This is a genomic window from Paenibacillus sp. MZ03-122A, from assembly GCF_024213325.1.
GTDB lineage: Bacteria > Bacillota > Bacilli > Paenibacillales > Paenibacillaceae > Paenibacillus > Paenibacillus polymyxa_B.
This window is the reverse complement of the sequence record NZ_JANAVI010000005.1, coordinates 293,140-306,564: the sequence shown is the minus strand read 5'-3', so window position 1 is coordinate 306,564 and position 13,425 is coordinate 293,140. Positions and strand designations below refer to the sequence as shown.

8 protein-coding genes are annotated in these 13,425 nt (G+C 46.9%); 3 read left to right on the top strand and 5 right to left on the bottom strand.

What is annotated here, in order from left to right:
- Positions 1-62 precede the first annotated feature (62 nt).
- Genes NLX74_RS13545 through NLX74_RS13535 form a run of 3 tightly spaced genes read right to left on the bottom strand, consistent with a single transcriptional unit; the run spans position 63 to position 4,079 of the window.
- Positions 63-1,262: a Ger(x)C family spore germination protein gene (locus tag NLX74_RS13545; protein ID WP_061831256.1), complete on the bottom strand. Its 1,200-nt coding sequence runs from the start codon at positions 1,260-1,262 to the stop codon at positions 63-65.
- Positions 1,259-2,353, bottom strand: a complete 1,095-nt coding sequence (locus tag NLX74_RS13540; protein WP_235307174.1) for a GerAB/ArcD/ProY family transporter — start codon at positions 2,351-2,353, stop codon at positions 1,259-1,261. The genes NLX74_RS13545 and NLX74_RS13540 overlap by 4 nt, the downstream gene beginning before the upstream one ends.
- 25 nt (positions 2,354-2,378) lie before the next feature.
- Complete coding sequence (locus NLX74_RS13535; protein WP_254329044.1) at positions 2,379-4,079, bottom strand: spore germination protein; 1,701 nt, start codon at positions 4,077-4,079, stop codon at positions 2,379-2,381.
- Positions 4,080-4,317: 238 nt separating this feature from the next.
- Here NLX74_RS13535 and NLX74_RS13530 point away from each other — a divergent pair, with 238 nt between their 5' ends.
- The 3 genes from NLX74_RS13530 to NLX74_RS13520 all read left to right on the top strand — a co-directional run bounded on the left by NLX74_RS13530 (position 4,318) and on the right by NLX74_RS13520 (position 10,231).
- A complete protein-coding gene (locus tag NLX74_RS13530) occupies positions 4,318-4,659 on the top strand; it encodes a phage tail protein (protein WP_235307173.1) in 342 nt (113 codons plus the stop codon).
- A 45-nt stretch (positions 4,660-4,704) separates the two neighbouring features.
- A complete protein-coding gene (locus NLX74_RS13525; protein ID WP_254329043.1) occupies positions 4,705-8,595 on the top strand; it encodes an immunoglobulin-like domain-containing protein in 3,891 nt (1,296 codons plus the stop codon).
- A gap of 232 nt (positions 8,596-8,827) precedes the next feature.
- Positions 8,828-10,231, top strand: a complete 1,404-nt coding sequence (locus NLX74_RS13520; RefSeq protein WP_254329042.1) for an exosporium glycoprotein BclB-related protein — start codon at positions 8,828-8,830, stop codon at positions 10,229-10,231.
- Between the two features lie 72 nt (positions 10,232-10,303).
- Here NLX74_RS13520 and nirD read toward each other — a convergent pair whose 3' ends face one another.
- Together nirD and nirB are read right to left on the bottom strand one after the other, a co-directional pair.
- A complete protein-coding gene (nirD, locus tag NLX74_RS13515) occupies positions 10,304-10,633 on the bottom strand; it encodes a nitrite reductase small subunit NirD (RefSeq protein ID WP_254329041.1) in 330 nt (109 codons plus the stop codon).
- Between the two features lie 39 nt (positions 10,634-10,672).
- Positions 10,673-13,102 (bottom strand): nitrite reductase large subunit NirB, encoded by a 2,430-nt coding sequence (nirB, locus tag NLX74_RS13510; RefSeq protein ID WP_254329040.1) that lies wholly within the window; start codon positions 13,100-13,102, stop codon positions 10,673-10,675.
- Positions 13,103-13,425: the final 323 nt, after the last annotated feature.

Sequence of the window (13,425 nt, the reverse complement as noted above, 5' to 3'; positions counted from 1 at the left end):
TAAAAAACCTTCAACGCCACGTAGATTCGTGGTATTGAAGGTTTTTCTAAAATACATACAAACTAGTCTGCCGTCGTAATCGAAGAGCCGTAATCTTCAATATGGATATCTGTGCTAAAACGTACGGGAATGGTACTAAAAGTGGTATCCCAATCCTCTTTGACCTTACGCCAAGCTTTAGGATGCTGAATCCTCAAGGCTTCTCCGAAACCTCCGACATCAGCCTGCAGCTTTTGCATTTTGGCTACAGTTTGTTCAGCTAATGAATTCACTTTCTCCTGAAAGATACTTTCTTCTTGTCCGAGCACAGCGTTGCTGCGCAAATTTTCTTTCTTGTTAAAAACCTCGGAAACGCGCCCCTCTGAGGTCATTTTTACTTGGAAGGAAATGTCGTCCCCCTGAACGATGGCCTTGATCCTGCTTTTCACTGCTTTGATCTCATAGGCTATATTTTTACCGGTTTGAGGATCGTTACCTTTCAACACGCCTCCAACCAATTGGCCCTTGATCCACATAAGACCCTCGACCTCTGATTCATTCAGAAAACCACCGTATGTTTGCGTCTTTCCTTTGATGATCCCCGCACCTGCGACCTTGATTTCATTCTCCGTCGAAATGACATTGGGTAATATAAAACTTCCCTTACTCTTCATGGGCCCGACCACTTTAACCAAAGCCACGGGTTTTATCAACCGTGCGTTCCGTTTACGATTTTGGAAAATATCCTTTAAGATATAGGCAGGAATTTGACCAGGAGTTTTTTCCTGAAGCGCATTGCTCGCCTTGTCTGTACTAATCAGTAGCTGGACGCTGAGCCGAATGTCATTATCCCCCAAGAAAAAGTCCAGCAGCTCGTACAACGGGATCTTGCGAAGCAGACTGGAGCTGATAATAATCGTTTTCAAATGTTGCCCAATGGGCGGTCGGTTGGTTCGCAATGAAATTTCTCTTAACATCTCAAAAACGGAATCCCCTGTTTCTGTAATATTAAAAAATTTTTTAGCTTGCGGTGAGGAGCTATTGGAACCGCCGCTTTCCTCTGGGATGATAAATTGAAAGGTTCCCGTAATTAACTCTTTTTTCGGATAATCTCCTCCTTTTTGATTAATTTGCTCTTCTTGTGAAGATTCTGTCGCTATATCCATAGCAATGCCTGTCTCCAGATTTAGATCCTCCACGGGAGAGCTGCTCCAGCAACCTGAAAGTGTACTGCATATTAGAAGAACCGCTATTCCGAGTATTCCTGAACGGAACTTCATCATGACCCCACACCCCTCCAGCGAGAAATAAGCAGGAGTGGCAGTGGAAGTAGAGCAAATAAAACGAATGCTGCATTCCCGATGATCGTTCCAAAAGAAAATAACTCATTCAAATTTTTGGGTATTTGGGACAGGACGTAGATGATCGGGAGCAAAATAAACAACACCTTGGAATAAGAGCTATTCAAAATTTGAGAAACTCCGAGCGAGGCGCAATAAAAAGCTATGCTGAATGTAGCAAAAATTTGCATGATCCAAATGGTCAACAATAAGGATTCGAACCGTTCCAATAACAGATACTCCACTTCAAAACTGCGGGCCAAATCTAAAAAAGGCCAGGTTCTGCTCATAACCCCTTCCACCGAAAAGGCACCAATGCATAAGGTCAGCGTAGCTATATAAAAAACGGTCGAGATCCCGATCGCCAGTCCGATTGCCTTGGTTGCTCTCTTTGGTTTTTCCATCCGACAAAGAATAAACAGCAAGCATTCTGTCCCCGTTAAGGTTAGGGTTGTAGTCTTGAGAGCTTTAAGCACTGGCATCACACCCTCGGACAAAACAGGACGCAAATTATTCAATTCGAAAATATTCAAACTTAGCAAGCATATTAACAAAAAGATAGACGCCGTAATCGGGAATATAAATTGGCATATTTTCCCCAACGTGCCTATCCCCCCCAAGCAAAGATACAGAGAGATCCACATAAAGGGTGCTGAAATAGCCCACGCTGGAGTTCCTTCAAGCAAAAAGAACGACGTTACTTCCTCCACAGATCGGATTTCATATGCAGCTATACAAATAAAATAGATGACGAACAACATGCCCACCACCTTGCCGATGGCTTTGCCGGTTATCCGCTGAACATACTGGTAAAAGGTGCTTTCTGGAAACCGTGAACTTAGTTTGACTATAATCCATCCGAACAGGAAAGTGGCAGCCCCTGCTAAAATGACAGACATCCATACATCCGGTGTTTTTGCAGTTTCAACGGCTACTCTGGGAAGAGTAAGCAGCCCGGCTGCCAGCATAAAGCAAAGCACAATTGCCGTCGTCTGTAGCGTTGTAATTTTATCCATTTTTTTCCCACGGGCCATCTTGCTCCCTCCTGTGTTGTTGAACTCATCCTTGTCGCTTAGGGTCTTTATGCTTCAATAGAATGGGTCTGTTTTTCATAAATTGTAGCGGTGCTCGCAAGAAGTAATCTTTCCAGTCCTTCAATGAACGGGGGACCGTTAAACTAAGATATGGCACGCCGAAGCTGTGTAATTTAGCCATATGAATGCTCAGCAGCAGGAAAAACATGATCACTCCATACAAACCAAAGATAGACGCCGTGAACATGGCCCCAAAACGAAGAATACGCATAGAGATCCCTGCACTGTATACAGGGGAGGCAAAGGAAGAAATCGCTGTGACTGCTACCACAATAACGAGAATCGGACTTACAATCCCGGCGTCAACAGCGGCCTGTCCAATGATCAGACCGCCGACGATGCCCATCGCTGGACCGATGGGTTTGGGCAGCCGTAGTCCCGCCTCGCGTAAAATTTCGATGGAAATCTCCATAATCAGGGCCTCAATCAGCGTCGAAAACGGAACCCCCTGTCTCGCACTGATAATGGAAATGACCAGCTTGGTTGGAATCAGTCCGGGATGAAACGAGATAAAGGAGATATAGAGCGCCGGGGCGAACAGAGATATCGTAGTTGCCATAAAACGAAGAAATCGAATAAGCGACCCCGGTATCCATCGTTCATAGTAATCTTCGGGAGACTGAAGCATCATCCCGTACGTCACAGGCATAAGGAGCGCAAAAGGTGTACCATCCAGCAGAATCGCCACACGTCCCTCCAGCAATGCAGCCATGACCCGATCCGGTCTCTCCGTATTTTGGATTTGCAGAAAGGGACTAAGAAAATTATCCTCAATAAGCTGCTCCACATAGCCCGACTCCAATACCTCATCCATATCAATAGTTTGAACCCGCCGTTTCACCTCGTCCACAAGCTCCGGATCGGCAATGTCTCTGAAATACACCACCATCAGCTGCTTTTCCACTCTTTTGCCCACTTTGAAGGACGACATGGCCAGTTCTGTACTTTCTCCATGTCTGCGCAGCATTGCCGTATTGTCGCTGAGGGTCTCGGTAAAACCAACTCGCGGTCCTCGCAGCACCGATTCCGATATGGGGTCTTCCACCCCTCGTGTACTCCCTTTGGGTGTGCCCAGCACAAAAGCACCCGGTATACCCTGAATCATGAGTATGACTGAACCGAATAGCACCTTTTGCAAGGAGAACTGCACCTCTAACGTGTACTGAGTCTCCGATACCAGCATGACCTGACGAATAAACATATCCCGAAGCTCTTCCCCTCTCGGGAGATCCTCCCCGCCTTGTCCGGAGCTGCCCCAATCCATCAGCGGCTTTAGTATGTTCTGATCCATGCCAACCTTGTCTGTTAATCCATCCACAAAAAAAAGTGTGCCTACAGCGTTCAATTTTTCCAGAAAAATGGATCGTTCGTTCACGTCCGACATATCCGTGACGGCTTGTCTGATTTTTGCTACATTGGCTTCATAATCTTCGGTAAAGGTTCCCTTTTCCTTCTCAGCCTCACTTACAGACGGATTATGATCTGCATGCTGCGAACGGTCTTCTTCTTCTAAAAGCTTTAAACGTTCCATACGTCTGCTCTCTCGACCATCCATCGCTCTGATTTGTCGTACCGTCAGAAAAATAATCAAAGGTACGATGGATAAAAAGAAGGCTTCCATCCACACGTTCCATTTAGGCATATGAGTTCCGATGACCTGCCACACACTCTTTCCTCCTTCACTTCCAGATGATTTGTATATAGATTTACCTGGATTAGAAAAAAGATGCATGGACAATGGAATAAATTTCTTTACTCACAAAAGGAATAAAAAGGCGAATTTGATAGATGAACTGTAGTGCCAAAAGTGGAATTCCATGATAATATCTATTCATTCTATGACTAATGTCACAAATTTGTTGAATTCGTGGGCCATTATTCGAATCTAAAAAGGAGTTGTAGGTATGAAGAATCATTTTGGGAAGAAAGCCGCTGTGTTGAGTTTGTTAGCGGTCATTTTGTTAGGGGGAACGGCGATCAGTCCCAAGCAGGCTCAAGCATCGACCGAACCTTATCTTGGGGAAATTACGATGTATCCTTACACGTTCGCTCCCAATGGATGGCTAAAGTGTGAAGGTCAGCTCTTATCTATTTCGCAAAATACAGCACTGTTCAGTCTATTGGGTAATAATTTTGGGGGGAATGGAACAACCACATTTGCATTGCCTGATTTGCGTGGAGCCTCTCCAATGCCGAATGTAGATTACTACATTGCAACCGTAGGAGGATTCCCGTCCCGTCCATAATGAAATGTTCAATGGTGTGCTACTTAATGAAGAAGAGGTGATGGCGTGCTCGAAGGCAATAACTTCACACGCAACAATTTTAAACCTTATCGCTTGCTGGTTCCATTGCTGCCATTTATCGGCGGTACGTTCCTGCTCATAGGGACGAATGAGGTTCACGCTGCCGGTTGGGAAAATGTGGTACTTAACAAACCAGCCACAACCAGTGGCTATAGCCAGCCCTATGATCCCTCCAGAGCTGTGGATGGGTCAATCGGACCGACAAGCCGCTGGTATCAAGCCAGCAACGGTGAGAAATGGATTCAGGTAGATCTGAGAGACTGGTATATCGTAGATCGATACGTTGTTACAGGTATGGGTGTCCATTATGGATGGCATGATCAACGTGATCCATACAGTTTCCGATTGCAAACAAGCAGCAACGGAAGTAATTGGGTGACTGTGGATACCGTCCAGAATAATGGGAGCTCTAATGTTGAAAAGAGCATTACTCCTGTAACTACACGATACTTGCGAGTATATATTGATCAAGGAAATGCGAGAAACAATCAATGGGCTTCCATCATGGAATTCGCAGCTTATGGCGAGCGATTGCCCGTTCCGCAGGCTCCGGGTCATTTTACAGGAACCAAAAATGGAAATACAGTGGAGTTAAGCTGGGATGCTGTTCCTTATGCAACTTCATACAAAGTCATACGAGATAGTGTAACGCTTTATTCAGGTAACTTAACTCAATTCATAGATACTTCAGCATTGCCGCCAGGTGAAGCAATTTACACGGTTCAGGCCGTGAATGCTAAGGGGGAGAGCACTCCCTCAGAGGTTAAAGTGAACATACTTTCCGATGCCGAGAGAGTTGCACAGGCAAAAGCTGCTCTTGCATTAGGCTTCGCACCTGGAGATACAGCTGATTCCGTATCCCAAAAGCTGACGCTGCCACTCGCTGGGTTGAATGATACGACGGTGAGCTGGAGTTCGGATACTCCTGACATCATTACGAACGAGGGGGCTGTCACACGCCCACAGTATGATCTGGGTGACCGAAAAGTAAAACTGACAGCAATGATTGCGAAGGGAAGCGCCTCAGATACCCAAACTTTTGAGGTTACCGTAGCGAAGATCACTGCTCAAGATACATTAAATCAAGCAGCAGACACTCTCTCGCTTGGCGATTTGTCTGCGCTAACAGAAAATATTTCTCTTCCTTTATCCGGTTATGCCGGAGCGCAGATCGAATGGTCCTCGTCCAAACCTCTTGTCATTGCAGCAGATGGAACACTCACCAGACCCTCCTATAACAGTGGAGATACGGATGTTACCCTAACGGCTACCCTGCAACTTGCAGGCTTAACGAAAACAAAGGATTTTACTGCACACGTACTCCGTCTGCCGATGAGCGACACTGAAGCCGTAGACGCAGCATACAGAGCACTTGAACTGCCGATAACGACAGTAACGGGAGACGTATATTTGCCAAAAGATGCTCTGAATGGTGTTCAGGTGTCATGGTCATCGAATCAACCCCAGTTCTTGGATCATACTGGGCATGTAACCTTCCCAAGCTATGTACAGGGCGATCAGACCATCACGCTCGAAGCAGTTGTATCACGAGGCGCGGTTGAGCTACGAAAAACATTTAGCCTGCTCGTGCCCGCACTGCCTGTAAGCGCTGATGAAGCCGTAAATTTGGCAGCAAATACACTGAATCTGGATTATCCGCAAGGGATTAAGGATTCCATCGCTCTGCCTCGTACAGGAGCATTTGACACCCAGATCGACTGGTCTTCGGATCAACCAGATATCCTCAGCAACAGCGGTCAGGTGAATCGGCCTAAATATACAGATGGTGATGTGAATGTACAATTAATGGCCATTATTTCTAAAGGTGCAGCTTCTGTACAAAGAACATTCACGATCACCGTGCTAAAGGCATTACCGAATACACCTTACGTACGACTAAACGGTAGTAATCCAATTGTTCTGGAAACCGGCGATAGCTTCACTGATCCAGGAGCCAGTGTACTGGACAGCGTATACGGCAATATCCTGATCCCTGAGCTTTCAGGTAGCGGGAATGTCGATACAAATGTACCTGGCGTATACGTATTGAACTATGCTTATAGCGACAATGGGGGCTGGACGGCAGAACCGGCAGAACGCCGTATAAACGTGCTGCCTCGTGCTGTTACAGCCGCAGCAGGCACTGAGGATATAGCCTCAGTGATCGTTACAGGCGCGTTGCCGAGCGCACGGCTTGAGCTGTACAATGCCCAGCAGGAGCTTATAGCGGAAGGGATTGCTTCGGGAGAGGGAAGATATACATTTACACCTGTTCCTGAAGGAGCCAGCTACTATGTGCTGCAGAACGTAAATGGCATGAAGAGTGCTCCGTCAGGGCTAGTGTATCCGCAAGGGTTAACCGCGCAGCGCGTTGCGGATTCCATCACAAGCGTAGCAGCTCCTACAACAAGTGATACACTGCTCAGGTTGCCTGTTGTACCTGATGGTTTCCGTGTGACCATCAGCAGCAGTAGCCAGCCAGACATCGTGCGTACAGACGGAACTATTATTCAAGCAGATACTCCTTCCGTTGTAACTATCATGCTGGATGTTATGAGGGTAAGCGATGGTTCTCATGCTTTGACGCAAGCCATAGAAGTCACCGTCCCTGCCAAGGTAATTGCGAACACAGGCAAATCTAACAAAGATAAGAATGAGGATGTATCTGCTTTCGTACCACAGATCGGATTTTCCGAACAAGGGAAAGAGTTTTCCCTCTTTGTTCCTTCGCCGGCATTCCTGGATGAGCAGATACAGCAAGCACTTCGCGAAGGCAAAGCATACGCAGACATTCGTTTGGAGCAGGAGAAGCAACTAAGTCGTGTTATCCTTTCTCATTCTTTACTGAATAAATGGGATAAGATTGGTGCATCGGTAATATCCCGATATGGAACACTGTTGATATCCAGTGACACCTTAGCCAGCATGGCCTCAGGCCAGCAGGACGTTACATTGTCATTCCAGCAGGCAGATGTACAACGTGCACAGCAGATCCGTGATTGGGCCGAGCAACAATCCAGCCTGACGCTGATGGGTCCGATTACAGACATCAAAGCCAATGTGACTGGGACCTCGTCGATCATTCTACCGCTGGATAACGAATCCTTAGGTGAGTTACACAATACAGAGCCCCAGTTCTCCATTGTTGTTATTCATGAGAATGGTGAGCGTGAGATTCTAAAAGGGACTGCTGTAATGGATTCAAAAGGGATGTTGTCGGGTGTGAGTCTGAATACGACCGGGTTAGGTACCTTTGCCGTCGCCACAGACGCCAAGACTCAAACCAATAATGCCAGTGTGCAAAATGACCCAAGCAATTCGTCAGATCCACAAGTGCTAGCTCAGGTATGGCCGGATGTACAAGGCCATTGGGCAGCGAAGTCCCTGCAATCTCTTGCAGACAAAGGCTGGATACAAGGCTATAAAGACGGAAACATACGCCCTGATCGCGCTGTAAGCCGTGCAGAATTTGTAGCCATACTGACCAGAGCATTGGGAACTGCTGGAGATGAGAGCCCTTCTACCTCATTTACAGATATGCAGGGACACTGGGCTGGATCAGCCGTGGATTTTGCTCATCGCCAGGGATGGATTCAAGGGCTAACCGCTCAAACTTTCGGACCTGATGAGAGTCTTACCCGTGAACAGGCGATGGTGATCCTGTCACACGCGATGCAGAATCAGACATCCATTTCCAGCACTGCTGCACTGCAATCCTACAAGGATGAGCAGCAGATTGCAGCATGGGCCTCCGCAGCATTCCAGAATGCAGTATCCTCCGGTTGGATCAGCGGTTATCCAGATGGAACACTCAAGCCAAAAGCGGCTATCAGCAGAGGTGAGATGGCTGAACTGCTGGTACGTATTCTTAAATAAGACGTTTTAAGCTTCATAGATCAGATGAGTATACGCACATACAACGCGGCCTCCATGCTTTTTGGGGGCCGTATTTTTTTATGTATATTTTATGTACAAGCCTTTAACAATCATTTTTGCTTGTTTATTCACCCTTTTCGCTTCAGTAAATATATTATGAATATCTGCGAAGCGGGGCGATGAACCACCTGTCACCTCTACAGTAGGAAGAATGAGGAGGAGATATTTGAGCATGAAACATAAAAAACCGTTCAGGTTCAGTGGTGCTTCAAAAAAAGACGAAGACTGTAAACCAACAAGAGTAAATAGAAGTATCGAAGATCTTCTCAGACTGATTAATGAATTGACCGCGATCATCCCCATCGTATTCGCAAACCCCTCTGCGACTAATGTATCTTCCTTGCAACAGATTTTAAGACGTTTGTTGTCTCTGGCGAAAAGCTTAAGACTTAGAGGCGGGGTTAAGGCAGACTTACTGGCAGCGCTGGAGCTTGCTATTGTTGCGTTAGAAGCTACACCCTTCTCTCCGATCGGCGTAGGTACTGCACTGCAACAATTGCTGGATGCCCTATTGTCCATCGTTTTACAAGAATCCCTCGATCCTGCTCTTAAAGACAGCTTAATCAGCGCGATCAGAATCGCTGGAAAGACGGTTAGCAACGTATTAGGTGAAACATACTTGTCAGGGGAGCCCGGTGCACAAGGACCTCCTGGACCTGCGGGACCCGGCGGTGTGCCTGGACCAGTAGGTGGACCAGGCACACAAGGGCCTCCCGGGCCTCCCGGACCTATCGGCGCCGCTGGACCTATCGGTGCGGCTGGACCAGTCGGCCCTGCCGGGCCTGTGGGGCCTGCCGGACCAGTTGGAGCAGCTGGACCTATTGGCGCCGCAGGGCCTATCGGGGCCGCTGGACCGGAAGGCCCTGCCGGACCTGTCGGCGCTACGGGTGCTGCGGGCCCTGCCGGGGGTGTGACAGGTGCCACGGGCGCTACGGGCGCGGATGGATTGATCGGGCCTGCGGGAGCCACAGGACCGACCGGGGCTGATGGGCTGCCAGGCGCGGTTGGCGCTACCGGAGCCACGGGCACAGCTGGTGTTACTGGAGCGACCGGTTCGGGAGCCATCATTCCGTTTGCTTCGGGCGGACCTGCTATCCTGACAACCGTTCTTGGCGGGGTGGTAGGAACCACCAGTTTGATCGGCTTTGGAAGCTCAGCAACAGGGATTAGCCTCGTAGGCGATACCATTGACCTCACAGGTACACTTGTAGGACCTCTGATCAACTTTGCTTTTTCCGTACCACGGGATGGCGTAATTACATCTATTGCTGGTTACTTCAGTACAACAGCTGCGTTAACTCTCGTGGGTTCAACTGCGACGATTACTGCCCAGTTGTTTAGTTCCACAACACCTAATAATACCTTCACAGCAGTTCCCGGAGCTATCGTTACATTGGCCCCTCCACTGGATGGCATTATTGCTTTGGGAACGATCTCTAGCGGTATTACTACCGGGTTGGCTATACCGGTAACCGCACAGACTCGTCTGCTCCTTGTCTTCTCTGCAACAGCTACGGGACTTTCCCTCGTAAACACTATCGTAGGTTATGCAAGTGCAGGCGTTACCATTACCTGATCCGAGACGAAAAAAGGGCCCTACAGGATTGTTCCTGTCGAGCCCTTTTTTATTTGTATTCCATCAGACGGACTAAACCGTTTCGAGTGATACTTTAACTTCTTCTCCCTCTTCACAAACGGCGAATGTTTTAACTTGTCCGTGATCAGGCTCCTGAACGAGGCCTGTCTTCAGATCAATTTTCCAGTCATATAAAGGGTCATAGATATAATGACCAGATACTATCGCCTCTGTAAGAGGACCTCTTTTGGGATGAGGATTGATATTTTCAACGGCATAAAGCTCATTCTCCGAAGTGCGGAAAACAGCAATTTCAGCACCTTTGATATAGATGGTACGCCCTATTCTAATCGGAAAATCCTTACTGTGACCGACGACAAGCCATTCGGCATTTTTGATCATTTGCTTGATCGCTCCCTTCCTCAGGCATTTTAGATACAATTACACAATAGACGGAGTGACAACCTCAAATAGATTTTTGCGTGTATCCTCATCATTGATGATCTTTTTCCACGGGTCTTCCACCTGTTGTAGTGCAAATTCGATGCGTTCTACTAAAGCTTGTCGATGATCTGTATCCTGAACGACAGCCTTCTGAATCTCTTCCAGACCGATCCGTTCCACCCACTCCGAAGTACGTTCCAGGTATTGCCCTGTTTCCCGGTAGAATTGCATCACGGCTCCTACAATATCAATCAGTTCAGCGTCGGTTTTTACTTTACAGAGTGAATCAGCCAACCGCGCTTTAATACCGCCATTACCACCGATAAAGATCTCCCAGCCCCCATCGTTGCCTACGATCCCGATATCTTTGGTACAAGATTCCGCACAGTTGCGTGGACATCCATTAACTGCTAATTTGAATTTTGCTGGGAAATCCAGTCGTTCGAATTTTCGTTCCAACACTTCTCCCATTCCCATCGAGTCCTGTGTGCCAAACCGGCAAAATTGCGATCCAACACAGGTTTTAACCGTACGAAGTGACTTCGCGTAGGCATATCCCGACGGCATATCGAGTTCTTCCCATACTTTAGGCAGATCCTCTTTACGAACACCGATCAAATCCAGCCGCTGTCCTCCTGTTACTTTAACGACCTTAACGTTGTATTTAAGAGAAACATCTGCTATCTTCTTCAAATCTTCTGGGGTCGTTACACCGCCGTACATTCTAGGAACAACTGTAAACGTTCCATCCTTTTGAATGTTTGCGTGCAATCGCTCATTTACAAAACGGGAATCTCCCTCATTTTCATAGGTATCCGGGTTAATCATTCCCAAATAGTAATTCAGCGCCGGACGGCATTTGGAGCATCCTTCATCATTATGCCAACCCAGTACATTCATAACTTCACGCGTTGTTGTCAGCCCTTTGGTTTTGATCGCTTCCACAATCTCGTCCCGACTCAATGTTGTGCAACCACATATTCCTTGCTTGGCTGACGTCTTGAAGCTGTCTCCAAGAACATATTGTAAAATTTGCTCAACGACAGGCTTACATCCTCCACAGGAACGTGTTGCTCCGGTGCATGCCTTAATTTCATCGACTGTGGTCAGTCCATTATCATTAATTGCATCCACAATCACCTTTTTAGTCACACCGTTACAGCCGCAGACAATTTCATCATCCGCCATCGTTTCAGCGGATAATGTTTTCGCCCCGTGATTACTACATCCAGTACCCATGATCTGTCCATAAATCTCATCTGTCATCAATGTTTGCTGACGCACATATTTTTGAAGACTAGCAGATTCGCTTACATCGCCAAACAGTACAGTTCCAACAATTTTATTTTCATGAAGCAGCACTTTTTTGTATGTGCGCTTCCACTCATCCTTTGCAACAATCACCGTATGTTCAGGCTGGGTTATGAATTCGCCAGCTGAGAAAACATCCACCCCTGAAATTTTGAGCTTGGTAGAAACTACCGATCCCATATAACCTTCAGTTTCCGCGCCTGCCAAATGTTTGGCAATGACACTTCCCTGCTCAAACAGCGGAGCTACCAAACCGTAACAGGTTCCACGGTGTTCGACACATTCCCCTACGGCGTATACATCCGGTACGGAGGTTCTCATCAAATCATCGACTACGATACCACGGTTCGTTTCCATACCACTTTGCACAGCCACCTGAATATTAGGCTTGATCCCGACGGCCATAACGACCAAATCCGCTTCTAGCTCGCTTCCGTCTGAAAACCGCAGCCCTTGTACCCGATCTTGACCATACACCTCCGCAGTTTGCATTTGCATAGCAAACTTGATTCCCTGGCGTTCTAGTTCTGCTTTCAGCATCGCAGAGGCTTCCCGATCCAGCTGGCGTTCCATCAAATCCTCCATTAAATGAACGACCGTAACATCCATTCCCAGGTTGACCAAGCCTTTAGCTGCTTCCAGCCCTAACAGACCTCCACCAATGACCGCTGCCTTTTTAAAGGTCTTCGCTGCCTCAAGCATTGCCGAGCAATCGGCGATATCTCGGAAACCGATGACACCCGGTAATTCTTTACCCGGAATAGGCAGAATAAATGATTGTGAGCCAGTAGCTACCAAAGCTACATCGTAATCAATTTCCAGTCCGTCTTCGGTGTGAATCTTCTTGTTCTCACCGTCGATGCTTTTCACCATTTTTCCTGTATACAAAGTAATCCCTTGATCCGCATACCATTGCAAATCGTTCAGTATGATATCATCAATCGTTTTACTGCCTTCTAGTACATAAGAGAGCATGATCCTGTTATAGTTCGGATGCGGCTCATTTCCCAAGACCGTAATTTCATACTTATCCGTTAATTTCAAAATTTGTTCGACCGTATTGATACCAGCCATCCCGTTCCCTATAACCACAAGTTTCTGTTTACTGTTTATCATATACCGGTTCCTCCATTCATTCGACGATACTCCCTATCCGACGACATCTCCTACGTTCCTATGAATATTGCTTATGCTTCTATTCTAATACAGCAGATAGAGCTATATGTGACTAGAATCACAATGTAGTTCAAATTAAGAATATTTAGGGATTTCCCTATTCCGTTTCAAGGGATAAAGGTAAGAAGCTGAAATCAAATTTCAGGAATATTAAATACATCACTTGCCCAATTCATCGAACGAATCTTTCCATTTCATGTGTAATTACAACCTTTATAAGGAATACTTTAGGAACAACTTGTATCTTAAGGAAACATGAATTG